The 25,083-nt window shown below is 70.4% G+C and carries 22 protein-coding genes; 12 read left to right on the forward strand and 10 right to left on the reverse strand.

The genetic code is table 11. From position 1 onward, the window contains the following. Positions 1 to 9: 9 nt before the first annotated feature. The 12 genes from CRP50_RS13065 to CRP50_RS13120 all read left to right on the forward strand — a co-directional run bounded on the left by CRP50_RS13065 (position 10) and on the right by CRP50_RS13120 (position 12,428). Positions 10 to 546 (forward strand): DUF309 domain-containing protein, encoded by a 537-nt coding sequence (locus tag CRP50_RS13065; RefSeq protein WP_141415130.1) that lies wholly within the window; start codon positions 10 to 12, stop codon positions 544 to 546. A gap of 131 nt (positions 547 to 677) precedes the next feature. Further along, positions 678 to 2,327, forward strand: a complete 1,650-nt coding sequence (gene boxC / locus CRP50_RS13070) for a 2,3-epoxybenzoyl-CoA dihydrolase (RefSeq protein ID WP_097279613.1) — start codon at positions 678 to 680, stop codon at positions 2,325 to 2,327. 2 nt (positions 2,328 to 2,329) lie between these two features. Further along, entirely contained in the window at positions 2,330 to 3,781 is a 1,452-nt protein-coding gene (gene boxB / locus CRP50_RS13075; RefSeq protein ID WP_097279614.1) for a benzoyl-CoA 2,3-epoxidase subunit BoxB, read from the forward strand. A 69-nt stretch (positions 3,782 to 3,850) separates the two neighbouring features. Beyond that, complete coding sequence (gene boxA / locus CRP50_RS13080; protein WP_097279615.1) at positions 3,851 to 5,065, forward strand: benzoyl-CoA 2,3-epoxidase subunit BoxA; 1,215 nt, start codon at positions 3,851 to 3,853, stop codon at positions 5,063 to 5,065. Continuing rightward, positions 5,049 to 5,522 carry an acyl-CoA thioesterase gene (locus CRP50_RS13085; RefSeq protein WP_097279616.1) on the forward strand — a complete coding sequence of 158 codons (474 nt, stop codon included), beginning with the start codon at positions 5,049 to 5,051 and terminating at the stop codon, positions 5,520 to 5,522. Before boxA ends, CRP50_RS13085 begins: the two co-directional genes overlap by 17 nt. A 152-nt stretch (positions 5,523 to 5,674) precedes the next feature. Further along, positions 5,675 to 6,841: an ABC transporter substrate-binding protein gene (locus tag CRP50_RS13090; protein ID WP_097279617.1), complete on the forward strand. Its 1,167-nt coding sequence runs from the start codon at positions 5,675 to 5,677 to the stop codon at positions 6,839 to 6,841. A gap of 90 nt (positions 6,842 to 6,931) precedes the next feature. After that, positions 6,932 to 7,792, forward strand: coding sequence for a branched-chain amino acid ABC transporter permease (locus CRP50_RS13095; RefSeq protein ID WP_097279618.1), 861 nt, complete (start codon positions 6,932 to 6,934; stop codon positions 7,790 to 7,792). A gap of 11 nt (positions 7,793 to 7,803) precedes the next feature. Continuing rightward, entirely contained in the window at positions 7,804 to 8,913 is a 1,110-nt protein-coding gene (locus CRP50_RS13100) for a branched-chain amino acid ABC transporter permease (protein WP_097279619.1), read from the forward strand. Then, positions 8,913 to 9,665, forward strand: coding sequence for an ABC transporter ATP-binding protein (locus CRP50_RS13105; protein WP_097279620.1), 753 nt, complete (start codon positions 8,913 to 8,915; stop codon positions 9,663 to 9,665). The genes CRP50_RS13100 and CRP50_RS13105 overlap by 1 nt, the downstream gene beginning before the upstream one ends. Further along, on the forward strand, positions 9,665 to 10,393 hold the full coding sequence (locus CRP50_RS13110; RefSeq protein WP_097279621.1) for an ABC transporter ATP-binding protein: 729 nt from the start codon (positions 9,665 to 9,667) through the stop codon (positions 10,391 to 10,393). Before CRP50_RS13105 ends, CRP50_RS13110 begins: the two co-directional genes overlap by 1 nt. A gap of 11 nt (positions 10,394 to 10,404) precedes the next feature. Then, complete coding sequence (locus CRP50_RS13115; RefSeq protein WP_097279622.1) at positions 10,405 to 11,442, forward strand: aldo/keto reductase; 1,038 nt, start codon at positions 10,405 to 10,407, stop codon at positions 11,440 to 11,442. A 92-nt stretch (positions 11,443 to 11,534) separates the two neighbouring features. Beyond that, positions 11,535 to 12,428: a ferritin-like domain-containing protein gene (locus CRP50_RS13120; protein ID WP_097279623.1), complete on the forward strand. Its 894-nt coding sequence runs from the start codon at positions 11,535 to 11,537 to the stop codon at positions 12,426 to 12,428. A gap of 8 nt (positions 12,429 to 12,436) precedes the next feature. Here the strand turns inward: CRP50_RS13120 and CRP50_RS13125 are convergent, their stop codons facing one another. The 10 genes from CRP50_RS13125 to CRP50_RS13170 all read right to left on the reverse strand — a co-directional run bounded on the left by CRP50_RS13125 (position 12,437) and on the right by CRP50_RS13170 (position 25,008). Continuing rightward, positions 12,437 to 14,149 carry an acyl-CoA dehydrogenase gene (locus CRP50_RS13125; RefSeq protein ID WP_097279624.1) on the reverse strand — a complete coding sequence of 571 codons (1,713 nt, stop codon included), beginning with the start codon at positions 14,147 to 14,149 and terminating at the stop codon, positions 12,437 to 12,439. A gap of 11 nt (positions 14,150 to 14,160) precedes the next feature. Then, positions 14,161 to 16,386 (reverse strand): 3-hydroxyacyl-CoA dehydrogenase/enoyl-CoA hydratase family protein, encoded by a 2,226-nt coding sequence (locus CRP50_RS13130; RefSeq protein ID WP_097279625.1) that lies wholly within the window; start codon positions 16,384 to 16,386, stop codon positions 14,161 to 14,163. Continuing rightward, complete coding sequence (locus CRP50_RS13135) at positions 16,383 to 17,519, reverse strand: thiolase family protein (protein ID WP_097279626.1); 1,137 nt, start codon at positions 17,517 to 17,519, stop codon at positions 16,383 to 16,385. Before CRP50_RS13135 ends, CRP50_RS13130 begins: the two co-directional genes overlap by 4 nt. 31 nt (positions 17,520 to 17,550) lie before the next feature. Further along, positions 17,551 to 19,341 (reverse strand): AMP-dependent synthetase/ligase, encoded by a 1,791-nt coding sequence (locus tag CRP50_RS13140; RefSeq protein ID WP_097279627.1) that lies wholly within the window; start codon positions 19,339 to 19,341, stop codon positions 17,551 to 17,553. A gap of 11 nt (positions 19,342 to 19,352) precedes the next feature. Continuing rightward, positions 19,353 to 20,180 (reverse strand): ABC transporter ATP-binding protein, encoded by an 828-nt coding sequence (locus CRP50_RS13145; protein ID WP_097279628.1) that lies wholly within the window; start codon positions 20,178 to 20,180, stop codon positions 19,353 to 19,355. A gap of 4 nt (positions 20,181 to 20,184) precedes the next feature. After that, complete coding sequence (locus CRP50_RS13150; protein WP_097279629.1) at positions 20,185 to 21,375, reverse strand: ABC transporter substrate-binding protein; 1,191 nt, start codon at positions 21,373 to 21,375, stop codon at positions 20,185 to 20,187. A gap of 61 nt (positions 21,376 to 21,436) precedes the next feature. After that, a complete protein-coding gene (locus tag CRP50_RS13155) occupies positions 21,437 to 22,480 on the reverse strand; it encodes a branched-chain amino acid ABC transporter permease (RefSeq protein ID WP_097279630.1) in 1,044 nt (347 codons plus the stop codon). Between the two features lie 2 nt (positions 22,481 to 22,482). Continuing rightward, on the reverse strand, positions 22,483 to 23,361 hold the full coding sequence (locus tag CRP50_RS13160; RefSeq protein ID WP_097279631.1) for a branched-chain amino acid ABC transporter permease: 879 nt from the start codon (positions 23,359 to 23,361) through the stop codon (positions 22,483 to 22,485). Continuing rightward, complete coding sequence (locus CRP50_RS13165) at positions 23,361 to 24,239, reverse strand: ABC transporter ATP-binding protein (RefSeq protein ID WP_097279632.1); 879 nt, start codon at positions 24,237 to 24,239, stop codon at positions 23,361 to 23,363. Before CRP50_RS13165 ends, CRP50_RS13160 begins: the two co-directional genes overlap by 1 nt. Further along, positions 24,229 to 25,008, reverse strand: coding sequence for an enoyl-CoA hydratase/isomerase family protein (locus CRP50_RS13170; RefSeq protein ID WP_245913470.1), 780 nt, complete (start codon positions 25,006 to 25,008; stop codon positions 24,229 to 24,231). The genes CRP50_RS13165 and CRP50_RS13170 overlap by 11 nt, the downstream gene beginning before the upstream one ends. Between the last annotated feature and the right edge of the window lie 75 nt (positions 25,009 to 25,083).

Below are 25,083 nucleotides of genomic sequence, written 5' to 3' on the forward strand. Positions count from 1 at the left end.
CGCCACCCCATGCAGTATAGTGCACCCCGGCGCTACACGGTGCTGCCCCTGCCGCCCTATGCCTTCCTGCCGGGCCGCGATCCGCACCCGACGGCGAACCCGCTGGGCCACGGCGGCATCGCCCCGGTGCCGGAGGAGCGGCTGCGGGCGGCGGAGTGGGAACGCAACACCGGCTACCTGTTCGGCTGCGATCTCTACAACGCGGCCTTCTTCTGGGAAGCGCACGAAGCCTGGGAAGGCTGCTGGAAGGAGACGCCGCGCGACACCGACGAGCGGCGTCTGCTCCAGGGCCTGATCCAGACCGCCAACGCCCGCCTCAAGGAGCGCATGGCCCGGCCCGCCGCCGTCCAGCGGCTGCGCGGCCGGGCCTTGCAGCTTCTGCAGCCCTTGGCCGAGCGGTACGGCGACCGCCCCGTCTGCGGCCTCGTGCTGCCACCCTTCCTGGCCGCGACCGAACGGGCCTTCGACGGCGGCGACGGCGACGGCGAGTATCCACCCATAGTTCTCATGGATACTCCGGCCCACGGATGCACTCAAGTTCATTAGGGCTTAAAGCCCCTCCTTCTCCGATGAACTTATAGTGCATTTTTCTTCTTGCCCTCCACTGCTGCTGCACTATACTTCCATCCATAGGCGGCGACGAGCCCGCCGGGGAAACGGCTTCAGGATGGAGACCCATGATCGACTTCCGCACCCACCCGGACCAGTACAAGCACTGGGCCCTGTCCTTCGACGGCCCGGTCGCCACCCTCACCATGGACATCGACGAGAACGGCGGCCTGTTCGAGGGCTACCAGCTGAAGCTCAACTCCTATGACCTGGGCGTCGACATCGAGCTGGCCGACGCCGTGCAGCGCCTGCGCTTCGAACATCCGGAAGTGCGCGCCGTCATCCTGCGCTCCGCCAAGGACCGCGTGTTCTGCGCCGGCGCCAACATCCGCATGCTCGGTGGCGCGACGCACGTCCACAAGGTCAACTTCTGCAAGTTCACCAACGAGACGCGCAACGGCATCGAGGACGCCTCCAACCACTCCGGCCAGGTCTACCTGTGCGAGGTGAACGGCACGGCGGCCGGCGGCGGCTACGAACTGGCGCTCGCCACCGAATACATCGTCATGGCCGACGACGGCGCCTCCGCCGTGTCGCTGCCGGAAGTGCCGCTGCTGGCGGTGCTGCCGGGCACCGGCGGCCTGACCCGCGTCACCGACAAGCGCAAGGTGCGCCGCGACCTCGCCGACGTGTTCTGCACCATCGAGGAAGGCGTGCGCGGCCAGCGTGCCGTCGACTGGCGCCTGGTGGACGAGGTGGTGCCGGCATCGCAGCTGCGCGAGACCACCGAGGCCCGCGCCCGCGCCTTCGCCGACCGCTCCGACCGGCCGGAAGGCGCCCGCGGCGTCACCCTGACCCGCATCGAGCGCGAGATCACCCCCGACCGCGTCGCCTATCGCCACGTCACCATCGACCTCGACCGCACCCGCGGCGTCGCCACCCTGACGGTGCACGCCCCCGCCGAGGCATCCCCCCGGGACGTGGCGGCCATCGAGGCGCAGGGCGCCGACTACTGGACGCTCGCCGCCGCCCGCGAGCTGGACGACGCCATCCTGCACCTGCGCCTCAACGAGACGGAAACCGGCACGCTGCTGCTGAAGACCGCCGGCGACCGCGACGTCGTCGCGTCCTACGACGAGGCGCTGCGGGCCAACGCCGGCCACTGGCTGGTGCGCGAGATGACGCTCTACTGGAAGCGCGTGCTGAAGCGCCTGGACGTCACCTCGCGCAGCCTCTTCACGGTGGTGGAGCCGGGCAGCTGCTTCGTCGGCCTACTGGCGGAACTGCTGTTCGCCGCCGACCGCAGCTACATGCTCGACGGCCAGTTCGAGGGCGACGACACCCCGGCGGCGGCCATCCGCCTGACCGAGTCCAACTTCGGCCCCTTCCCCATGAGCAACGACATCACCCGCCTGCAGACCCGCTTCCTGGGCGAGCCGGAATCGGTGGAGGTGGCGCGCCAGCGGGTGGGGAGCGACCTCACGGCGCGCGATGCGCTCGACCTCGGCCTCGTCACCTTCGCCCCCGACGACATCGACTGGGACGACGAGATCCGCCTGGCGCTGGAGGAACGCGCCTCGTTCTCGCCGGACGGCCTGATCGGCCTCGAAGCCAACCTCCGCTTCGCCGGCCCCGAGACCATGGAAACCCGCATCTTCGGCCGCCTCACCGCCTGGCAGAACTGGATCTTCCAGCGTCCCAACGCGGTCTCCGAGACCGGCGCCCTGAAACGCTACGGCACGGGCGAGCGCGCCCAGTTCGACAAAGTGAGGGTCTGATCATGCAGAACATCGACTACGAAACCCTGATCCCGAACAACGTCAACCTCGCCGGCGACCGCCGCCTGCAGCGCGCGCTGGAGCAGTGGCATCCGAACTTCATCCAGTGGTGGATGGACATGGGCCCCGACGGCTTCCAGGAACTGGACGTCTACCTGCGCACCGCCATCAGCGTCGACCCCAAGGGCTGGGCCCACTTCGGCTACGTGAAGATGCCGGAATACCGCTGGGGCATCTTCCTGGCGCCGCAGGAGGAAGACCGCAAGATCGGCTTCGGCCGCCACAAGGGCGAGCCGGTGTGGCAGGAAGTGCCGGGCGAATACCGCGCCATGCTGCGCCGCCTCATCGCCATCCAGGGCGACACCGAGCCGGCGTCGGTGGAGCAGCAGCGCCACCTCGGCAAGACGGCGCCGTCGCTCTACGACATGCGCAACCTGTTCCAGGTGAACGTCGAGGAAGGCCGCCACCTGTGGGCCATGGTCTACCTGCTGCAGGCCTATTTCGGCCGCGACGGCCGCGAGGAAGCGGAAGCCCTGTTGCAGCGCCGCTCGGGCAACGCCGACAAGCCGCGCATGCTGGGCGCCTTCAACGAGGACACGCCGGACTGGCTGTCGTTCTTCATGTTCACCTTCTTCACCGACCGTGACGGCAAGTACCAGTTGGAAGCCCTCGCCCAGTCCGGCTTCGACCCGCTGGCGCGCACCACCCGCTTCATGCTGACGGAAGAAGCGCACCACATGTTCGTCGGCGAGACCGGCGTCGGCCGCACCATCGAGCGCACCTGCCAGGCCATGACCGAGGCCGGCATCACCGACCCGTACAACGTGGACGCCATCCGGGCGCTCGGCGTCATCGATCTGCCGACGCTGCAGCGCTACGTGAACTTCCACTTCACGGTCAGCATGGACCTGTTCGGCCAGGAGACGTCGACCAACGCCGCCAACGCCTTCAACGCCGGCATCAAGGGACGCTACCGCGAGCACGCCATCGACGACGACCATCAGCTGCTCGACAGCACCTACCCGGTGCTGAAGCTGGTCGACGGCCAGTTCCGCACCGAGGAGGAACCGGCGCTCAACGCGCTCAACGCCCGCCTGCGCGACGACTACATCAAGGATTGCGCCGCCGGCGTCGGCCGCTGGAACAAGGCCATCGCCAAGGCCGGCATCGACTTCGAGATCGCCCTGCCGCACCAGGCCTTCAACCGCCAGGTCGGCCAGTTCGCCGGCCTGCACGTCGACCCGCAGGGCAGCATCATCTCGGCCGACCGCTGGGACGCCGGCCAGGCCGAGTGGCTGCCGAGCCTGGCCGACCGCACCTACGTCGCGAGCCTCATGGTGCAGTGCCTGGACAAGGGCCGCTATGCCGGCTGGATCGCGCCGCCCAAGGTGGGTGTCGACCAGAAGCCCGGTGATTTCGAGTACGTCCGCATCGAAGGCGTCGCCGCCGAGTGACGCGCGCAACCGGGCGGGGCGGTCCTCTCCCGCCGCCCCGCCCGGACCCTGCCCGACGAAGAGGTATCCATGGCAGCCCTGCTCCGCCAGCACCTGATCGACCCCGAGGTCTGCATCCGCTGCAACACCTGCGAGGACACCTGCCCGGTCGACGCCATCACCCACGACGACACCAACTACGTGGTCAAGGCGGACGTCTGCAATTTCTGCATGGACTGCATCGCCCCCTGCCCGACCGGCGCCATCGACAGCTGGCGGACCGTGCTGACGGCCTACACCCTGGAAGACCAGTTCGGCTGGGACGAGCTGCCAGAGCAGGACGACGTGCCGGCCGACGCCGAGGTCCGCGACGGCGCCGCCGCCCGCGACGAGGAGGCGGAAGCCATCCTGGAAGTCGCCCACGCCGGCCAGGGCCGGCTGGTGCCGCCGTTCTCCGCCGCCCACCCTTACGTCAACATCTACCCGCGCGAGGCGCCGGTGACCGCCCGGGTGACCGGCAACTACCGCCTGACCGCCCCCGACGCCGACAGCGACATCCGCCACATCGTGCTCGACTTCGGCGCCCACGCCTTCCCGGTGATCGAGGGCCAGAGCATCGGCATCATCCCGCCCGGCGTCGATGCCAAGGGCAAGCCGCATCTGGTGCGCCTCTATTCCGTCGCCAGCCCGCGCGACGGCGAGCGGCCGAACCACAACAACGTGGCGCTGACCATCAAGCGCACGGTCTACGAAAAGGACGGCGCGACGCACAACGGCGTCGGCTCCTGCTACATGTGCGACCTGAAGATCGGCGACGAGGTGCAGGTGACGGGGCCGTTCGGCAACACCTTCCTGATGCCGAACCACCCCGACGCCAACATCATCATGATCTGCACCGGCACCGGCGCCGCCCCCTTCCGCGCCATGACCGAACGCCGCCGCCGCAAGATGCCGCAGGCACCGGGCAAGCTGCTGCTGTTCTTCGGCGCCCGCACCCCCGGCGAACTGCCCTACCACGGGCCGCTCGCCAAGCTGCCCAAGGACTTCATCGACGTCGAGCTGGCCTTCTCGCGCCTGCCCGACCGCCCGAAGGAATACGTGCAGGACCGCATGCGCGGACGCGCCGACGACCTGGCGGAACTGCTGAAGAGCGAGCACACCCACGTCTTCATCTGCGGCCTCAAGGGCATGGAAGCGGGCGTCAACGAGGCCTTCGCCGACATCTGCCGCCGCCACGGCCTCGACTGGGACGACCTCATGCCGGCCATGCGGGGGAGCGGTCGCTACCATGTCGAAACCTATTGAGCTGAACGACGTCGTCTCGCACACGCCCTTCGTCTTCCGCCGCCGCATCGGCTGGGGCGACACCGACGCCGCGCGCATCGTCTACACGGTCCGCTTCTTCGAGTTCGGCATGGCCGCCATCGAGGCGTGGTTCCGCGAGATCTGGGGCATGGACTGGTACGCCATGCACGTCGAGCGCGGCGAGGGCTCGCCCTTCGTCCATGTGGAGATGGACATCGCCGCCCCCCTGGTGCCGGGCGACCTGCTCGACTGCACGGTGCGCGTCGAGAAACTGGGCACGGCCTCCCTCGGCTTCCACGTCGAGGGCCGGCGGCGGGACGAGACGCTCTGCTTCACCGCGCGCTTCGTCAGCGTGGTCGTGAAGATGGATCCCATGCGGTCGGCGGAGATCCCGGCCGACAAGCGACGGCTGGTGCAGGACTACATGGCGGCGGCGCCCGTTCCCGCCACGTCCTGACCACGCCCCGAAACCAAGCAGCAAAGAGAAGTATAGTGCGTGATTCCCAACGATTTTGGGGCCATAGAAGCCTTGTTGGGCGCTCGGACATGCACCATACTTCCACAAACAAGAACTATAAATCCAGTCGCCAAGATCCTGGGAGGAACACGATGTTGAAGACCATCCTGAAAGGGGCGGCCGTCGGGGCCGCCGTGGTCGGGTTCATGGCATCGGCGCAAGCCGCCGATCCGGTCAAGGTGGGCGTCATGCTGCCCTACACGGGCACCTATGCGGCGCTCGGCGAGGCCATCACCAACGGCATGAAGATGGCGATCGAAGACGCCGGCGGAACGCCCGGCGGCCGCGCCATCGAGTACGTCGTGGTCGACGACGAGTCCGAGCCCGGCAAGGCGCCGGCCAACATGGAGAAGCTCGTCTCCGGCGCCAACGTCGACATGGTGGTCGGCACCGTGCACTCGGGCGTCGCCATGGGCATGCTCAAGGTGGCGCGCGAGAAGGACGCCATCCTGCTGATCCCCAACGCCGGCTTCAACGCCGCCACCGGCCCGCTGTGCGCGCCGAACGTCTTCCGCACGTCCTTCACGTCGTGGCAGACCGCCTATCCCATGGGCAAGGCCGCCGCCCACCGCGGCTACAAGAAGGTCGCCACCATCACCTGGAAGTACGGCTTCGGCGAGGAATCCGTCGAGGCCTTCAAGGAAGGCTTCGAAGCCGCCGGCGGCGAGGTGGTGGAAGAGATCACCCTGCCCTTCCCGGACGTGGAGTTCCAGGCCCAGCTCACCCGCCTGGCGCAGATCAAGCCCGACGCCGTGTTCGCCTTCTTCGCCGGCGGCGGTGCCGTGAAGTTCGTCAAAGACTACGCCGCGGCGGGCCTTAGCAAGGACATCCCGCTCATCGGCTCGGGCTTCCTCACCGACGGCACGCTGGCGGCCCAGGGTGCGGCGGCGGAAGGCATCATGACGACGCTGCACTACGCCGACACCCTCGACAACCCGACCAACCGCAAGTTCCGCGAGGCCTACAAGGCCGAGTTCGGCAAGGATGCCGACATCTACGCGGTGCAGGGCTACGACACCGGCCTCGTCATCGCCGCGGCGCTGGAGGCCACCAAGGGCGACACCTCCGACCGCCAGGCGCTGCTCGCCGCCATCCGCGGCGTCACCGTGAACAGCCCGCGCGGCCGCTGGACCTTCTCGCCGGCCCAGAACCCGGTGCAGGACATCTACCTGCGGCAGGTCAAGGACGGCCGCAACGTCATGGTCGGCGTCGCGGCGGAGAAGCTCGCCGACCCGGCGCGCGGCTGCAAGATGATGTGATCGTGCGGCAGCGGCCCCGGGCGCCCTTCGCCGGCGCCCGGGGCCTTCGCGGGGGGGTGACCTCCGGGGGAGCCGGCCAGGAGTTGTCCGATGGACCTGTCAATCTTCCTCATCCAGACCATGAACGGCGTGCAGTACGGGCTGCTGCTGTTCCTCATCGCCAGCGGGCTGACGCTGATCTTCGGCATCATGCACATCATCAACCTGGCCCACGGCGCGCTCTACATGATCGGCGCCTACCTGGCGTGGTGGCTGACGAGCCAGGTGGGGAACCTGTTCCTCGCCATCGTGCTGGCCCTGCCGGTGACGGTCGCCATCGGCATCGTCATCGAACGCTTCCTGATCCAGACGCTCTACAAGCGCGACCACCTGGATCAGGTGCTGCTGACCTTCGGCCTCATCCTGGTCTTCGACAGCCTGCAGAGCATGACCTGGGGCAACGACGTCCACAGCGTGCCGATGCCCGAGATCCTGTCGGGCTCCATTGCGCTCACCGACACGCTGCAATACCCGGTCTACCGCCTGTTCGTGTCCGTCGTCTGCGCCCTCATCGCGCTGTCCATGTACCTGGTGATCCAGCGCACGCGCCTCGGCATGATCATCCGCGCCGGCGCCAGCAACCGCGAGATGGTGCAGGGCCTCGGCCTCAACATCCGCAACATCTACACGCTGGTGTTTGCCGCCGGCACGGCGCTGACCGCCTTCGCCGGCATGATCGCCGCGCCCATTTCCTCGGTCTATCCGGGCATGGGCAGCCAGATCCTCATCATCTGCTTCGTGGTCGTCGTCATCGGCGGGGTCGGCTCCATCAAGGGCGCCTTCCTGGGTGCGCTGCTGGTCGGACTGACCGCCACCTGGGGCCAGATCCTGGTGCCCGAGTTCTCCGGCGTCGTCGTCTACGCGCTCATGGCGGCGGTGCTGCTGTGGAAGCCCCGCGGGCTGTTCGCCTGAAAGGACCCCAGATGCGCAGCCTCCCCACGCCCATCCGCGCCCTGCTGCTGACGCTGACCGTGCTCGCGGCGCTGTTTCCGCTCTATGGCCCGCTGGTGGCCGGCGACGCCTACGACTTCTACCTGCAGAAGGTGACGGGCATCCTGATCCTCTGCATCCTGGCCGTCAGCCTCGACCTGCTGGTCGGCGTCACCGGCATGGTGAGCGTCGCCCACGCCGCCTTCCTCGGCATCGCCGGCTACACGCTCGCCCTCTATGCGCCGGAGTACGAGGCCGCCAACATCCTGACCGCCCTGCCCGTCAGCCTGGCCGCCGCGGCGCTCGCGTCGCTGGTGATCGGCCTGCTCATCATCCGCACCGGCGGCATCTTCTTCATCATGGCGACCATCGCCTTCTCGCAGATGATCTACTACCTGTTCCACGACGCCGACTTCGCCGGCGGCTCGGACGGCATCTACATCATGGTGCGCCCGGCGCTCATCGTCGGCGACACCGAGATCCTGACCTTCGACAATCCGCACACGCTGTTCTACGTGACCCTCGGCTCGCTGGTCGGCATCTACCTGCTGCTGCGCGCCATGCTGCGGGCGCCCTTCGGCCGGGTGCTGGCGGGCATCAAGGAGAACGAGAACCGCGTCCAGGCGCTGGGCTACAACCCGGTGGTCTACAAGCTGGCGGCCTTCGTCATCGCCGGCACGCTGGCGGGCTACGCCGGCTTCCTGACCGCCAGCCAGTACGGCTACATGAACCCGGCGCAGCTGTCGTGGACCCTGTCGGCGCACGCGCTCATCATGGTCATCATGGGCGGGCTCGGCACCCTGTTCGGCCCCATCCTCGGCGCCTTCGCGCTGGAGGGCCTGCACTACGTCTTCGCCTCGTGGACGTCGCACTGGGAGCTGCTGCTCGGCCTCGTCGCCATCGGCATCGTCCTGCTGCTGCCGGGCGGCATCGCCGGCCTGCTGCTGCGCCTCTGCGCCCGCTCCGCCAAGGCCGCCGCCCCCGACACCGGCGAGCCCGCCGGGACGCCCGCGCCGCCCCGCCCGGTACTCGCCCGCACGCCGACCACGACCGCGACCGGCGGCGGCGCGCTCAAGATGGCCGCCAACAAGGAGAAGAGCTGATGGCCATCCTCCAGACCACGGCCCTGACCAAGAGCTTCGGCGGCCTGACGGCGGTCCGCGACGTCAGCATCGCCGTCGCCGAGCGCGAGGTGCACGCCATCATCGGCCCCAACGGCGCCGGCAAGAGCACCATGGTCAACCTGCTCACCGGCCAGATCCCGCCGACCTCGGGCAAGGTGACCTTCGAGGGCCGCGACATCACAGGCCTGCGCCCCGACCGCATCTCCAAGATCGGCATCGGCCGCAGCTTCCAGCGCACCAACGTCTTCCCGACCTTCACCTGCCTGGAGAACTGCTGGCTGGCGGCGCAGTCGCGCATGCGCCATTCCTTCCGCTTCTTCCGCCGCGCCGAGCGCTACGCCTCCTGCGGCGAGCGGGCGGAACGGGCGCTGGAGCTGTGCGGCCTCACCCACCGCCGCGACACCGCCGCCGCCGACATGAGCTACGGCGAACAGCGCCAGCTGGAAATCGGCATGATGCTGGCGACCGAACCGCGCTTCCTGGTGCTCGACGAACCCATGGCCGGCATGGGCAAGGAGGAGAGCGGCAAGGTGGTCGCCCTGTTGCGCGACCTCGCCCGCAGCTACCCGCTGGTGCTGGTGGAGCACGACATGGACGCCGTCTTCAGCATCGCCGACACCCTGACCGTCATGGTCAACGGCACGGTGATCGCGAGCGGCCCGCTCGACGAGGTGCGCGACAGCACCGCCGTGCAGGAAGCCTATCTCGGCGACGGCGAGGAGGACTACTGATGACCGCGATGACCGCCGCCGAACCGCTGGTCGAGGCCGAGGGCCTGCAGACCTATTACGGCCGCAGCCACGTGCTGCACGGCGTCAGCCTGACCATCCGGCGCGGCGAGACCGTCTGCCTGCTCGGCCGCAACGGCATGGGCAAGACGACCACCATCAAGTCCGTGCTCGGCTTCGTGCCGCCGCGCGACGGGCGGGTACGCATCAAGGGCGCCGACCTGACGGGCGCACCGGCCAACCGCATCGTCCGCCAGGGCATCGGCTACGTGCCGGAAGGGCGCGGCATGTTCCCGAACCTGACGGTGCGCGAAAGCCTGCTCATGGCCTCGCGCGCCGGCACCGACGGGCGCCGCGACTGGACGCTGGAGCGCGTGCTGCACACCTTCCCCCGCCTCGCCGAGCGCATCGACAACCTGGCCGGCACCCTGTCGGGCGGCGAGCAGCAGATGGTCGCCATCGGCCGGGCGCTGATGACCAACCCGGACCTGATGATCCTCGACGAGGCGACGGAAGGCCTCGCCCCCCTCATCCGCCGCGACATCTGGCGCGTGATCCGGGCCATCAAGGAAACCGGCATCGCGACGCTCGTGGTCGACAAGAACGTCAAGGTGCTGCTCGACCTGTGCGACCGCTCGCTCATCATGGTGAAGGGGGTGCTGGTCCACGACAGCCCGAGCGCCGAGCTGCGCGCCCGCCCCGACATCCTGCAACAGCACATCGGCCTGTGACGGAGCCCGCCATGCAGACCACATCCCTCGGCCGCAGCGGACTGTCCGTCAGCCGCCTCTGCCTCGGCACCATGAACTTCGGCGCCTCCGTCGACGAGGCGGCGGCGCACGCCCAGCTCGACATGGCGCTGGACGCCGGCGTCACCTTCCTCGACACCGCCGAGCTGTACCCCTCGCCGCCCGACGCCGGCAGTTTCGGTGCCACGGAAGCGATGATCGGCCGCTGGCTGGCGGCGCGCGGCGCCCGCGACCGGGTAGTGATCGCGACCAAGGCGACGGGCCGCAGCCGCATGCCCTGGCTGCGCCCGTGGGAGGGCGGCACCCGGCTCGACGCCCGCAACATCGAGGCGGCGGTGGAGGGCTCCCTGCGCCGCCTCGGCACCGACGTCATCGACCTCTACCAGCTGCACTGGCCGGACCGGAAGACCAACATCTTCGGCCAACTGGGCTATACGCCGGCCGCCAAGGACGACGCGGTGCCGCTGGAAGAGACGCTCGGCGCCCTCGGCCGGCTGGTGGACGCGGGCAAGATCCGCGCCGTCGGCCTGTGCAACGAGACCCCGTGGGGCATCATGACCGCGCTGGCCCTGGCGGAGGCCCACGGCCTGCCGCGCGTGGCGACCGTGCAGAACCCCTACAACCTGCTGAACCGCACCTTCGAGATCGGCCTCGCCGAGATCGCCCACCGCGAGGACATGGGGCTGCTCGCCTACGCGCCGCTCAGCATGGGGATGCTGACGGGCAAGTACCTGGGCGGCGCCCGCCCGGCCGGTTCGCGCCTGAGCGAACATCGGCACTTCGCGCGGTTCCTGGAGGGCGAGGAGGCCGCCGGGCGCTACGCCGCCCTCGCCCGCGACCACGGGATGGAGCCGGCAACGCTGGCGCTCGCCTGGGTGCTGTCGCGGCCCTTCACGGCGTCGGTGCTCATCGGCGCGACCTCGCCCGAGCAGCTGCGCCGCAACATCGCCGCCGCCGAGGTGACCCCGTCGGACGAGGTGATCGCCGCCGTCGACGCCATTCACGCCGAGCATCCCAACCCGGTGCCCTGACGGCCCACCGGGGGCACGGCCAGCACCACCCGCCGCCGCGACGGCACCACCGCGGACCCGCCCAGGGGTCCGCCTATCCGGGGAGGACGGACATGGATCGCGTCAGGGAGCGTCGTCTCGTGACCTTCGACACCGCGCCCGACGTCGGCGGCGTGGCGGAGCTGTTCGCCATGGCGGCGGCGCTGGAACGGGCGGCGGTGCAGCGCTACCGCCAGCTCGCCGAGCGCATGGAGGGCTCGGGCGAGGCCGACCTCGCCGCGCTGTTCCGGCGCCTCGCCGACATGGAGGCCGGCCACGAGGACGGCCTCGGCGCCTGGGCCGCGCGCGAAGGCGTGGCGGCGGCCGAGGACGTGGTGTTCGACTGGGACATCACCGAGGGCATCACCGAAGCCGACATCGCCAGCGCCGGCGGCACCGCCGCGCTCAGCCCCTGGAAGGCCCTGGCGCTCGCCGTCCACAACGAGGAGCGCGCCTTCGCCTTCTACGCCCGCATCGCCGCCGTGGCGACGGACGCCGCCGTGCGCGCCTATGCCGAGCAGATGGCCGACGAGGAACTGTCGCACGTCACCCTGCTGCGCCTGGAGCGGCGGCGCGCCTGGCGGCGGGCGCACGGCGACGCGGCAGCGGCGGGGCCGTCCCTCGGACCCAAGGGCATGGCCGCCTGGATCGCCCGCCGCGAGGCGGCGGCCGCCGCCCGTCACCACGAACTGGCCGCCCTCGCCGACCATGCGGGGGAGCCCCGCCTCGCCGCCCTGCTGCGCCGCCTCGCCGCCGGGACGGAACCGCCGCCGGCAGCGGACGGTACGCCGGCGCAATGGCTGCGGGCCGAGATCCGCCGCCTGGGCGACGACTACAACCGGCTGGTCGACATCGCCGAGGGTGGCGGCGACGCCGAGACTGTGCGCCTCGCCCGAGACGCCGCTCACCGCCTGACCGCCTGCCTCGCCCAATTGCGCGACGCCGAGCAGGGGTTGGGCGGCGGCTGAAGGATGGGTCAGGCGGCGGCGGCGGCGATGCGGGCGGTCAGGGTCTCCGCCTCGGGCAGCACGCGGCGGGCGAAGACGCGGGCGGTCTTCCGCTTGGCGGCGTGCAGGGCGCCGTCGCCGCGCTCCGCCGCGGCGGCCATGCGGCCCCACATCCAGCCGTAGGACAGCAGCGCGAACAGCCGCAGGATGTCGGTCGCGGCCTCCGCTGCCGCCGTCGGGCTCAGGCCCGCCTGCAGGGTCTCCACCACCCGCTCGCTGGCGGCCAGCACGCGGGCCACGGGCTCCCGCAGGTCGGCGGGCATGCCGGGCAGGTCGGCGCGGACGAGGTCGAACAGGCGCTGCGGCAGGCGACCGCCGTCGGGCAGCAGCTTGCGGCCCACCAGGTCGAGGGCCTGGATGCCGTTGGTGCCTTCGTAGATCTGCGTCACCCGCACGTCGCGCACCAGTTGCTCGACGCCCCAGTCGCGGACGTAGCCGTGGCCCCCGAGCACCTGCTGCGCCGCCACGCAGGCCTCGAAGGCGAAGTCGGTGCCGGCGGCCTTCACCACCGGCGTCAGCAGGGCGACCAGATCCTCGGCCGCCGCCCGACCCGGTCCGGGCGGCAGGTGTTCGGCGCGGTCGAGCTGGATCGCCACCCAGGCCGCCAGCGCCCGGCCGCCTTCGGTGGTGGCGCGGGCGGTGTCGATCATGCGGGCGACGTCGGGGTGATGCACGATGGGGTCGGCCGGCAAGTCGGGGCGGACGGGACCGCCGGGGGCGCGGCCCTGGAGGCGCTCGGCGGCATAGGCGGCGGCGCTCTGCCAGGCGCATTCGGCGGCGCCGATGCCCTGGATGCCGACGAACAGGCGCTCGTCGTTCATCATGGTGAACATGGCCGGCAGACCGCGGTGGGGCTCGCCGACCAGCCAGCCCAGGGCGCCGTCGTAGTTCACGACGCAGGTGGGCGAGGCGTGCAGGCCCATCTTGTCTTCCAGCGAGCCGACGGACCAGCCGTTGCGGCGGCCGTCGGGCAGCATCTTGGGCACCAGGAACAGGCTGATGCCGCGCGTGCCCGGCGGCGCGTCGGGCAGGCGGGCGAGCACCAGATGCACCACGTTGTCGGTCAGGTCGTGATCGGCGGCAGAGATGAACATCTTGGTGCCGGTGAGCCGCCAGCCGTCACCGTCCGCAGCCGGCTCGGCGCGGGTGCGTAGCAGGCCGAGGTCGGTGCCGCATTGCGGCTCGGTCAGCGCCATGGCGCCGGTCCAGGCGCCGGTCGCCATCTTCGGCAGCCAGCGGCGCTTGAGGTCTTCCGAGGCATGCGCCGCGATGGCCCGCCACGCTCCGCGCGTGAGGCCGGGCAGGATGCTGAAGGCGAGGCTGGCGCCGCACACCATCTCGGTCACCAGGAAGTCCACCACCCGCGGCAGGCCCTGGCCGTCGTAGGCCGGGTCGAGGGCAATGCCGGTCCAGGCGCCGTCCGCCCACTGGCGATAGGCGTCGTGGAAGGCGGCCGGCATGACCACGCCCGCATCGGTGAGCGTCGCCCCCTCGCGGTCGCCGACGGCATTGGCGGGAAAGACGGCGCCCTCGCAGACCTTGGCGGCTTCGCCCAGCACGGCGTCCATCAGGTCGGCGTCCACCTCCGGCAGGCCGGGCAGCCCGGCGAGCGCGGTGGACACGTCGAACACCTCGTGCAGCAGGAAGCGCATGTCGTCGACGGGCGCGGCATAGACGGTCATGGGCACGGTCCTCAGTTGGCCAGCGGCTTGCCGGTTTCGAGCATGGCCCGCAGGCGGTCGCGGGTGGCAGCGGTGGCGGCGAGGCGGCGCACGGCCTCGCGCTCCAGGGCGTAGAGGGCGTCTTCCGCCACCAGCGCGGCGGGTTGGGTGTCGCCGCCGGTGACGATGGCGGCCAGTTCTTCCAGCACCACCACGTCGTGCGGCGACAGGCGTCCGGCGGCGCGGGCGGCGTGGACGCCGTTCATGAGCGACACCCGCCCCGACGGCCCCGGCAGGGCGACGGCCTGCTCCGCCGACGGCGCGTAGCCCGGCGCCAGGGCGAGGCAGCGCGCCTTGGCATCGGCCAGCAGGCGGTCGCGGTTCATGGTGATGCCGTCGCCCTCCCCCAGGAAGCCCATGGCGCGTGCCTCCAGGGCGGAGCGGGAGATGCGGGCGCCGGCGATGGTCTCGAAGGCGGCGGCCGGGGCCGGCAGCGGTCCCTTCGGCAGGTCGGCGCGGGCGGCCATGCGCAGCAGCAGGCGGGTGGTGCCGCCCCAGCCGGGGATGATGCCGACCAGCCGCTCCACCAACCCGAGCCCGGCCTCCGCCCAGGCCTGGACGGCGTCGCAATGGAGCAGGATCTCGCAGCCGCCGCCGACCGCGACGCCCTGCGGCGCCCCGACCACCGGGAAGGGCGCGGCGCGCAGCGCACGGAAGGCCTGCTGGCCGCGCAGGATGTAGGCGTCGAGCCCCGCCGGGTCGTCCAGCAGGGCGACGAAATGCGCCAGGTCAGCCCCGGCGGAGAAAGCGCGCGGATGGTCGTTGGCGAGCACGAGACCGGCGAGGTCGCGCCGCGCCGTCACCCGTTCCACCGCCGCCAGCAGGTCTTCCGACACCACGTTCATCTTGGTGCGGAAGGACAGGCAGGCGATGCCGTCGCCGAGGTCGCGCAAGCATGCGGCCGGGGTGTCCTCCATCACCGCCGCGTCGTCCAGCCGCAGCACGCCCGGCGCCCTCAGCGGCGGCCGGTGGAAGCCGCCGGCGGCGGCGGCCTCGGCGAGCAGCGGCGGCACGTCGCGGCCCTCGGCGGCGAGGCGGTCGGCGATGGTGCGGCAGCCGACGGCATCGGCGAGCGCGAAGGGGCCGCGGCTCCAGTTGTAGCCCAGCTCCATGGCGGCATCGACGGCGGCCGGGTCGTCGGCGATCACCGGCGCCACGGCGGCGGCGTAGCTCACCGTCTGCGACAGCACCGCCCAGGCGTAGCGGCCGAGGGCGTCGTCGCGGGCCATGAGGGTGGCGAGGTCGGGCGCCACGGCAGGCGCCGGCTGTTCGGGGCGATAGGCGCCGGTGTCCAGGTCCATCACCTCGCGCGTCTTCCGCCCGGCGGCGTCCTTGACCATGCGGTAGAAGCCGCCGCCCGCCTTGCGGCCCACCTGCCCGGCCTCGATCATCGCCCGCAGACGGGGCTGGCCGAGGATGTCGTGGGCGCGGTGGGCGTCGTCGGCCGGCAGGGCGTCGAACAGGCTGCCCCAGACGTGCGGCACGAGGTCGATGCCGACCAGGTCGAACAGGCCGAAGATGCCCGTCGGCGGGATGCCGAAGGGGCGCCCGGCCACGGCGTCCGCCTCCTCCACCGTCAGGCCGTGGGCGAAGGCTTCCATCAGCGCCACGGTCATCCAGTAGCAGCCGATGCGGTTGGCGATGAAGGCCGGGGTGTCGCGGCAGTCGATCACCGTCTTGCCGAGCAGCCGGTCGGCCGCCTCACGCACCAAGGCGGCGGTGGCGGGGTCGGTGCGCGGGCCGGCGACCACCTCCAGCAGGCGCATGTGGCGGACCGGGTTGAAGAAGTGGGTGATGACGAAGTCGCGCGCGAACCGCTCCGGCAGGCCCTCGGTCAGGCGGGCGAGCGGGATGGTGGAGGTGTTGGACGATACCGCCGCGCCATCCCGCCGCACCGCCTCCACGCGGGCGAAGAGGGCGCGCTTGACGTCCAGGTTCTCGACCACCGCCTCGACGATCCAGTCGGCATCGGCGAGGCGGCCGAGGTCGGCATCGATGCCGCCCGTTTCCACCAGCGCCACGGCGCTGTCGTGCATGAAGGCGCCGGCCTTGATCTGGCGGGCGAGGCCGGCGCGCGCCTGCTCCGCCGTCACGTCGAGCAGCACCACCGGCACCCCGGCATTGGCGAACTGCGCCGCGATGCCGCCGCCCATGGAGCCGGCGCCGAGCACCGCCGCCTTGCGAACCGTGCGTGTCATGCCGCCTCCAGGATCATGGCGATGCCCATGCCGCCGCCGATGCACTGGGTGGCGAGCGCGTGGGTCTTGCCCTCGCGCGCAAGCAGGCTGGCCGCCTTGCCGACCAGCCGCGTTCCGGTAGCGCCGAGCGGATGGCCGAGGGCGATGGCGCCGCCGTCGATGTTGAGCCGTTCCTCGGGGATGCCGAGGTCGCGGCGGCAGGCTTCCGCCTGGGCGGCGAAGGCCTCGTTCATCTCCACCAGGTCGATGTCGGCGATGGTCAGGCCGGCGCGGGCCAGGGCCTTGCGCGTCGCCTCGATGGGGCCGAGGCCCATGACGCCCGGCGCGCAGCCCGACACGGCGAAGGATTTCACCGCCGCCAGCACGGTCAGCCCGTGACGGGCGGCGAAGTCCTCGGTGCACACCAGCACCGCCGTCGCGCCGTCGGTCATGGGCGAGGACGACGCGGCGGTGACGGTGCCGTCGGCCTTGAAGGCCGGCTTCAGGGTGGCGAGCTTCTCCAGCGTCGTGGCGCGGATGCAGCCGTCGGTATCGACCAGCGTGTCGCCCATCGGCACCGGCACGATCTCGGGCGCGAGGCGGCCGCCGTCGCGGGCGGCGACGGCCTTGCTCTGGCTCCAGTGGCCGAAGCGGTCCTGGTCCTCGCGGGTCAGGCCGTACATCCCGGCCACCCGCTCGGCGGTCAGGCCGACGTTGATGTAGTCGGCGACCATCTGCGCGTCCCACGCCGGGTTGGGCAGCTGGTTGAAGCCCATCATGGGCACCCGCGACATGCATTCGGTACCGCCGCAGACGAAAGCCTCGCCGGCGTTGGTGGCGATCATGCCCGCCGCCATCTGCACCGCCTGGATGGACGAGCCGCACCAGCGGTTGATGGTGGCGCCGGCCACCGTCTCGGGCAGGCCCGCCAGCATGCCGACGACCCGGCCGATGTTGAGGCCCTGCTCCCCTTCCGGGAAGGCGCAGCCCCAGATGACGTCCTCGATCTCGGCCGGCGGCACGCCGGTGCGCGCGATCAGGGCGCGGACGACGTGGGCGCCCAGGTCGTCGGGGCGCATCCCGGCCAGCGCGCCCTTGTGGGCGAAAGTGAAGGGGGTGCGGCAATAGCCGGCGATGACGGCCTTGCGGGTCATGCGTCGTTCCTTCCTGCGGGCGTCGGCGGGCTCAGGCGTAGAGGCCGGCGATTTCGGTGGCGTATTTGGTGGCGATGTTGGAGCGGCGGACCTTCATGGTCGCCGTCACCTCGTCGTCGTCGTGGTCCAGTTCCTTGGTCAGCAGGTGGAACTTGCGGACGTGCGACACCTGGGCGAGCTGCCCGTTGGCGGTGTCGATCTCGCGCTGCACCAGCTCGCGCACCGCCGGGTTCTCGACCAGGCTGCGGAAGTGGGTATAGGCGATGCCCTGCTCCTCGGCCCACTTGCCGACGGTGTCCAGGTCGATCTGGATGAGGGCGGAGACGTACTTGCGCCCCTCGCCGATGACGATGCATTCCTTGATGTAGGGGCTGCCCTTGACGGTGTTCTCGATCTCCGACGGGCTCAGGTTCTTGCCGCCGGCGGTGATCATGATGTCCTTCAGGCGGTCGACGATGCGGAACTGGCCGTCGATCATCTCCACCACGTCGCCGGTGTGCAGCCAGCCGTCGCGGATGGAGGCCGCCGTCGCCTCGGGGTTCTTGTAGTAGCCGGCGAAGACGAGGTCGCCGCGCACCTGCAATTCGCCCAGGTCGCCGATGCGGCACTCCGCCCCCTCCACCGCCGGCCCGACGCAGCCCGGCGCCGTGCGGCCGGGATACTGGCCGGTGACCATGCCGGTGGTCTCGGTCAGGCCGTAGATTTCCAGCACCGGCACGCCGATGGTGCGGAAGAAGGTGACGATGCGCCGCGAGATGGGCGCCGCCCCCGTCATGGCGACGCGCGCCTTGCGCAGGCCGATGTAGTTGCGCAGCGCCCGGAAGACGAGCGCCGAGTAGAGGGCGAAAGTGAGCGTCTGGCCCAGGCTGCGCTGCGCCGGCGGCGTCTCGGCGAAGGGCTCGCAGGCGGCGATGGCGCGGTCGAACAGCCAGCGGCGCACCCCGCCGGCCTCGATCATCTTGATGTGGATGGAACTGTGCAGCTTTTCCCAGATGCGCGGCACGCCGAGGAAGCTGGTCGGAGCCACCTCGCGCAGGTCTTCCTGCACGGTGCGCAGGCTTTCGCCGAAGTTCACCATGCCGCCGGCATAGATGGGCGCCATGGTGGTGAACATCTGCTCGGCCACATGGCAGAGCGGCAGGTAGGACAGATGGCTGGTGCCCGGCCCGGCGCCCAGCCGCTCGACCATGGCGGCGGCCTCGGCCCGCATGTTGCGCCACGCGATCATGGCGCCCTTGGGCTTGCCGGTGGAGCCGGAGGTGTAGATCATCAGCGCCACGTCGTCGAGCGTCTGGGCGTCCACCGCCCGCTCCACCTCGGCGGGGTCGAGCCCGGCGCCGAGCGCCTCGACGTCGGCGAAGGAGATGATGCGGTCGCGCGGGTAGCCGCGCAGGCCCTTCATGTCGATGACGACGATGCGCTGCAACTGCGGCAGCCGGTCCTGGCATTCCAGCACCTTGTCGGCCTGTTCCTGGTCCTCGCAGACGACGATCTGGCAGTCGGCATGGCCGAGGACGTAGGCGACTTCCGACGCCGGGCTGGTGGGGTAGACGCCGACCGCCACACCGCCGGCGATGCCGGCGCCGAACTGCGCCAGCACCCATTCCACCCGGTTGTCGGACAGGATGCCGACGTGGCCGCCTTCCGGCAGGCCGAGCGCCCGCAAGCCGAGCGCCACGGCGCGGGCGCGGCGGTAGTAGTCGGCCCAGGTGATCGGGTTCCAGATGCCGAAATCCTTCTGGCGCAGGGCGATGCCGGCCGGCGTCTCGGTGGCGCGGCGGCGCAGCATCTGCACCAGGGTCAGCGGGGGAAGCTCGGGCATGGCGGGCATCCTCAGGAAAGCCAGCGCTTGCGGCGCTTGTAGTGCTTGACGTCGCGGTAGTTCCGCGCCGCCCCTTCCTCGCCCATGCCGAGGTAGAACTCGCGCACGTCCTGGTCGCGCATGAGCGTCTCCACCGGCCCGTCGGTGACGATGCGCCCCGTCTCCATGATGTAGGCGTAGGAGGCGACGGCGAAGGCCATGGCGGCGTTCTGCTCCACCACCAGCATGCTGGTGCCGTGCTCGGCGTTGATGCGGGCGATGATGGTGAAGATCTCCTCGGTCAGCAGCGGCGACAGGCCGAGCGAGGGTTCGTCGAGCAGGATGAGGCGCGGGTTCGCCACCAGCGCCCGGCCGATGGCGAGCATCTGCTGCTCGCCGCCGGACAGGTAGCCGGCGAGCCCCTTGCGGCGCTCGTACAGGCGGGGGAAGTATTCATAGACGAGGTCGAAGTCCCGCGCCGACGCCCCGGCGCGGGAATAGGTGGCGGCGACCAGGTTCTCCTCGACGGTCAGGTCCTCGAACACGTGGCGCCCTTCCATGACGTGGAAGAGGCCGGCGTGTACCAGCTCGTGCGGCTTGCGGCCGCGCGTGGTGGTGCCCGAGAACAGCACGTCGCCGGCCGTCAAGGCGCCGTTCTCCAGCGCCAGCAGGCCGGAGATGGCTTTCAGCGTGGTGGTCTTGCCCGCCCCGTTGGAGCCGAGCAGCGCCACCACCTGCCCTTCCGGCACCCGCAGCGACAGGCCGCGCAGCACCTGGACCGTGTGGTTGTAGACCACTTCGATGTTGGTCACCTCGAGGACGCTGGGCGCCTCGGCGACCCTGGCCGCCGCCACCGCCATGGCGTCAGCCCCCCGCCTTGTCGAGGCGGATCCAGTCGGACACCGGCACCATCTTCTGCTGCTTCATGTCGGCCTGGTAGATGCGCCCGACCGGGATGGAGTTGCCGGGGATGCTGACCGGCACGCCGATGATGCCGCCGGTGTCGAAGTCCTTCAGGCTGTTGAGCGACGCCTTCAGGTTGGGGCCCGTCAGCTCCTTGCCGTCGGCCAGCGTACGCTTGACCGCCTCGGTCATCAGCATGGCCGTCAGCATGCCCTGCAGGTAGGCGGTGGACTGGTACTCGGGCCGCATCTGCCGGATCTTCTCCAGCATCGGCGCCTTTTCGCTGTCGTCGTAGTAGTAGCGGTAGGGCATGACGCCCATGAAGCCGTCGGCGGCCTCGCCCATCTTCATGACGATGCCGTTGTCCATGGACCAGAACGTGCCCATGAACTTGGTCTCCATCCCCATCTGCTTGGCCTGGTTGATGAATTCCGGGATGGGCGCCAGCACGTAGCCGTGGAAGATGGTGTAGTCGGGGCGCGCGCGGCGCAGCTTCAGCACTTCCGTCGACACGTCGACCGAGCCGGGCGGCGTGACGATGGTCTCCACCACCTCCAGGCCGAGGGTCTTGGCGCGTTCGGTGCTGCTGGCGATGGGGTCGCGGCCGAATTCGGTGTCGGAATGGACGAAGGCGACCTTGGCGCCCGGCTTCTCCTTGGACACGTATTCGAGCAGGATGCCGAACATTTCCGTATAGTCCGGCCCGGCGATGAACTGCAGGGGGAACTTCTCGGGGTCGTTCAGTTCGGTCGCGAAGGATGCGCCGGCCATGAGGATCTTGCCGTTGCGCTCCAGCTCCGGGTTGATGGTCTTGGAGAAGGCAGTGGAGTCCGCGTAGTAGAGGTTCACCGCGTTCTGGCCGGTGATCTTGTTGAAGGCGGCGACCGAGGCGTCGACCTTGTAGGCGGTGTCTTCCGGCACGTAGCGCAGCATGCGGCCGTCGATGCCGCCCTGCTCGTTGACCATCTTCACCCAGTCCTGGATGCCGGCATGGATGCCCTCGCCGGCGAAGGCGAAGACGCCCGTCAGCGGGATGGAGCCGCCGAGCACGATGTCGTCGGCGGCACGCGCCTGCGGCGCGAGGGAGCCGGCCGCGAGGCCGGCGGCGACCAGCGCCGCCAGTACGGTCCGGCGGGAAAGCTTGAACGTCATCACGATACCTCCCTGTACGGTCTTGGGTCTCGTCGTTGCGAGGTGTTGTTTTTGCGAAATGTCAGGTCTTGAAGGGCCACAGGTGGAAGAACCGCCGGACGCGGCGCCACACTTCGGCCAGGCCCTGGGGCTCGAAGATCAGGAAGAGGACGATCAGGCCGCCGAACACGATGGTGCGCACCGGCGACAGCAGCGCGACCGCATCCGGCACCCACGGCGACATCCAGCCGACCACCAGCTTCAGCGCCTCGGGCACCATGGTCATGAAGGCCGCGCCCAGGATGGCGCCGAGGATCGACCCCATGCCGCCGACGATGATGGCGGCCAGGAAGAAGATGGACATGACCAGCGGGAAGCTCTCGGGCGTCACCACCCGGAAGAAATAGACCCACAGCCCCCCGGCGACACCGGCGTAGAAGCTCGACAGCGCGAAGCTCAGCAGCTTGAAGCGCAGCAGGCGGATGCCCAGCACCTCGGCCGAGATGTCGCGGTCGCGGATGGCGATGAAGGCGCGGCCGATGCGGGTGCGGAACAGGTTGGCGGCGCCGAACACCATCAGCACGGTCACCGGCACGATCACCCAGTACAGCTCGTGCGGCTCGTCCAGCGTCAGGCCGAACAGGCTGCCCGGCGGCATGGTCAGGCCGGACACGCCGCCCGTCACCGCCGTCCAGTGGGAGAACACGAAGTGCAGGATCACCGAGGCGGCGATGGTGGCGATGGCGAGGTAGAGGCCCTTCACCCGCAGGCTCGGCACGCCCACCACCATGCCGGCCAGCCCGGCGACCACGCCGCCGAGGATCAGGTTCAGCGGCAGCGGCGTGCCGACATTGACCTCCAGCCACGCCACCGTATAGGCGCCGACGCCCATGAAGGCCGCCTGCCCCAGGCTGACGAGCCCGGTGTAGCCGGTGAGGATGTTGAGGCCCGTCGCCGAGGCGATGTTGATGGCGACCAGGCAGGCCATGTAGACCCAGTAAGGCCCGGCCATGAAGGGGAAGACGGCCAGCAGGGCGAACAGACCGATCAGCCAGGCGCGCTGCACCGTGGTGTCGAACAGGGCCTCGTCGGCGGCATAGGTTTGTTTGGCGGCTCCGATGCGCATGGCTACAGTCGCTCGATCTCGTGGGTTCCGAACAGGCCGTAGGGGCGGACCACCAGGACCGCGACCAGCAGCGTGAAGGTGGCGAGCATCTTGAACTCGCCGCCGAGGAAGGCGCCGGTCAGCGCCTCCAGCAGGCCGATGAACAGCCCGGCGACCATGGCGCCGAGCACGCTGTCGAGCCCGCCGACGATGACCACCACCAGCACCGACAGGCCGAACACGCCCATGGTCGGCGAGATGCCGCCGATGGCGCCGACAAGCATGCCGGAGGCGGCGGCGGTGATGCAGGCGATCACCCAGGCCAGCGAGAAGACGCGCGGCACGTCGATGCCCATGGAATAGGCCGCCGCCTGATCGCCCGCCGTGGCGCGCAGGGCGACGCCGCCGCGCCAGAAGCGGAACAGCAGCAGGAAGGCCACCACCGTCACCGCCGCCACGGCAAAGGCCGTCGCCACCTTGGCCGAGACATAGGCCTCGCCGATGAACAGCGGCGTGTTCGGCATGTAGTCGGGCAGTTGCAGCGGGTTGGCGCCCCACAGCAGTTCCACCACGCCGACCAGGATGCTGCCGAGGCCGATGGTCAGCATGAAGACGCTGATGGGGCTTTCGCCCAGCATGGGGCGGATGAGCAGGCGCTCCACCACGCCGCCGAACAGGCCGGCGACGGCCAGCGTCAGCAGGATGGCGAGCCACGTCGGCAGGGCGAGCCCGGCGGCGAAGCCGAAGAACACGTAGCCGCCCAGCATGAGGATTTCACCGATGGCGAGGTTCACCACCCGCGTCGCCTTGTAGATGAGCACGAAGGCGAGGCCCGTCAGGGCATAGAGGCCGCCGGCGCCGATGCCGGCGAGGCTCACCTCGGCGAGGAACAGCCAGTCCATCACGCCACCTCCCGCCGGCCGCGGCCCTGCTGCACGCGGGCCCGCAGGTCGCCGACGTCACCCGACCCCAGGTAGGCGGCGATGACCTCGGGATTGTTGGAAATCTCGCGCGGCTCGCCCTGGGCGATGACCTGCCCGAAGTTCAGCACGACGACGTGGTCGGAAATGTCCATGACCATGCCCATGTCGTGCTCGACCATCAGGATGGTGACGCCCCATTCCTCCTTCACGTCGAGGATGAAGCGGGCCATGTCCTCGGTCTCCTCGCGGTTCATGCCGGCGACCGGCTCGTCGAGCATGAGGATGCGCGGCTTCATGGCCAGCGCGCGCGCCAGTTCCACCCGCTTCTGCAGGCCGTAGGACAGGGCGGCGACGGGGGCGTTGCGGATGTGGTCGATTTCGAGGAAGTCGATGATGCGCTCCTCGATCTCGCGGCGCAGCTCCATCTCCTCGCGCCGCGCCCGGCCGAAGTACCACAGGGCATCGAGCAGGCTGGTTTCCATGTGGGCGTGGCGGCCGAGCTTGATGTTGTCGAGCACGGTCATGCCGCGGAACAGGGCGATGTTCTGGAAGGTGCGCGCCATGCCGAGCTTGGCGCGATCCGGCGCATGCAGGCGATCGACGCTGTCACCGAAGAACCGGATGGAGCCGGTGTTGGCCTTGTAGAAGCCCGAGATGGTGTTGAACAGCGACGTCTTGCCAGCGCCGTTCGGCCCGATCACCGAGGTGACCGACCCTTGCGCGGCGCTGAAGGTGACGCCGTCCAGCGCCCGCAGGCCGCCGAAGTACAGCGCCACGTCCTGCACCGCCAGGGCCGGCACGGCGGCGGCGGATGCGGGCGGCCCGGCTTTGGGCAGCGGACTCACGTTACTCGCCATGGAACTGCGGCCTCCTCTTTTCCGTGAAGGCGCGGCAGCCTTCGGCGAAGTCGCGGGTTCGGGTGCTCGCCATGAAGGCCTCGCGCTCGGCCTCCAGCTGGTCGGCCAGGGTGGCGCCGAAGGATCGCTCATAGAGCCGCCGCACGCGGCCGTAGGCGGCGGTCGGCCCGGCGGCAAGGCGTTCGGCCAGGGCGAGCGCCGCCGACTCCAGGTCGACAGTCGGCACCACCTGCGAGACGAGGCCCAACTCCAGCGCGCGGGCGGCATTGATGGGCTCGCCGAGGAGGGCGATCTCCATGGCCCGGCGCAGACCGACCAGCCGCGGCAGGAAGAAGCTGCCGGAGCCGTCGGGCGTGGTGCCGATGGCGGTATAGGCGAAGACGAAGCGGGCATCCTCGGCCGCGATGGCGAGGTCGCAGGCGAGCGCGAGGCTCATGCCGGCGCCGGCGACCGCCCCTTGCAGGGCGGCGACGACCGGCGCGTCCTGGCGGCGCAGGGTCAAGAGGCCGTCGTGCAGCGGCAGGATGATGTCGGAAACGGCGGCGGCGCTTTCGTCGGGGGTGCCGCCGAAGCGGCCGATGTCGCCGCCGGCCATGAAGGCGCGGCCTTCGCCCTCCACCAGCACGCAGCGCACCGAGCGGTCGGCGGCGACGGCGCGGCAGGCGTCGCGGAAGGCGACGGCCGTGGCTTCGTCGAGGGCATTGAGCGCCGCCGGCCTATTGAACCGGATGCGGGCGATCGGCCCCTGGCGCGCCAGGAGCACGGGCACTGTCTCGGGCAACGTCTCCTCCCTGGTGACACGCCGGCGCCGTTGTTGTGATCGGGGCGCTTCGGCGTCTTGCCG

The sequence above is a fragment of the Caenispirillum bisanense genome (genome assembly GCF_900230255.1).
GTDB lineage: Bacteria > Pseudomonadota > Alphaproteobacteria > Rhodospirillales > Rhodospirillaceae > Caenispirillum > Caenispirillum bisanense_A.

Excerpts from the sequence above, each read along its gene's own strand:
- CRP50_RS13065 (WP_141415130.1), top strand. The coding sequence starts at position 10 with ATGCAGTATAGTGCACCCCGGCGCTACACGGTGCTGCCCCTGCCGCCC.
- boxC (WP_097279613.1), top strand. The coding sequence starts at position 678 with ATGATCGACTTCCGCACCCACCCGGACCAGTACAAGCACTGGGCCCTG.
- boxB (WP_097279614.1), top strand. The coding sequence starts at position 2,330 with ATGCAGAACATCGACTACGAAACCCTGATCCCGAACAACGTCAACCTC.
- boxA (WP_097279615.1), top strand. The coding sequence starts at position 3,851 with ATGGCAGCCCTGCTCCGCCAGCACCTGATCGACCCCGAGGTCTGCATC.
- CRP50_RS13085 (WP_097279616.1), top strand. The coding sequence starts at position 5,049 with ATGTCGAAACCTATTGAGCTGAACGACGTCGTCTCGCACACGCCCTTC.
- CRP50_RS13090 (WP_097279617.1), top strand. The coding sequence starts at position 5,675 with ATGTTGAAGACCATCCTGAAAGGGGCGGCCGTCGGGGCCGCCGTGGTC.
- CRP50_RS13095 (WP_097279618.1), top strand. The coding sequence starts at position 6,932 with ATGGACCTGTCAATCTTCCTCATCCAGACCATGAACGGCGTGCAGTAC.
- CRP50_RS13100 (WP_097279619.1), top strand. The coding sequence starts at position 7,804 with ATGCGCAGCCTCCCCACGCCCATCCGCGCCCTGCTGCTGACGCTGACC.
- CRP50_RS13105 (WP_097279620.1), top strand. The coding sequence starts at position 8,913 with ATGGCCATCCTCCAGACCACGGCCCTGACCAAGAGCTTCGGCGGCCTG.
- CRP50_RS13110 (WP_097279621.1), top strand. The coding sequence starts at position 9,665 with ATGACCGCGATGACCGCCGCCGAACCGCTGGTCGAGGCCGAGGGCCTG.
- CRP50_RS13115 (WP_097279622.1), top strand. The coding sequence starts at position 10,405 with ATGCAGACCACATCCCTCGGCCGCAGCGGACTGTCCGTCAGCCGCCTC.
- CRP50_RS13120 (WP_097279623.1), top strand. The coding sequence starts at position 11,535 with ATGGATCGCGTCAGGGAGCGTCGTCTCGTGACCTTCGACACCGCGCCC.
- CRP50_RS13125 (WP_097279624.1), bottom strand. The coding sequence starts at position 14,149 with ATGACCGTCTATGCCGCGCCCGTCGACGACATGCGCTTCCTGCTGCAC.
- CRP50_RS13130 (WP_097279625.1), bottom strand. The coding sequence starts at position 16,386 with ATGACACGCACGGTTCGCAAGGCGGCGGTGCTCGGCGCCGGCTCCATG.
- CRP50_RS13135 (WP_097279626.1), bottom strand. The coding sequence starts at position 17,519 with ATGACCCGCAAGGCCGTCATCGCCGGCTATTGCCGCACCCCCTTCACT.
- CRP50_RS13140 (WP_097279627.1), bottom strand. The coding sequence starts at position 19,341 with ATGCCCGAGCTTCCCCCGCTGACCCTGGTGCAGATGCTGCGCCGCCGC.
- CRP50_RS13145 (WP_097279628.1), bottom strand. The coding sequence starts at position 20,180 with ATGGCGGTGGCGGCGGCCAGGGTCGCCGAGGCGCCCAGCGTCCTCGAG.
- CRP50_RS13150 (WP_097279629.1), bottom strand. The coding sequence starts at position 21,375 with ATGACGTTCAAGCTTTCCCGCCGGACCGTACTGGCGGCGCTGGTCGCC.
- CRP50_RS13155 (WP_097279630.1), bottom strand. The coding sequence starts at position 22,480 with ATGCGCATCGGAGCCGCCAAACAAACCTATGCCGCCGACGAGGCCCTG.
- CRP50_RS13160 (WP_097279631.1), bottom strand. The coding sequence starts at position 23,361 with ATGGACTGGCTGTTCCTCGCCGAGGTGAGCCTCGCCGGCATCGGCGCC.
- CRP50_RS13165 (WP_097279632.1), bottom strand. The coding sequence starts at position 24,239 with ATGGCGAGTAACGTGAGTCCGCTGCCCAAAGCCGGGCCGCCCGCATCC.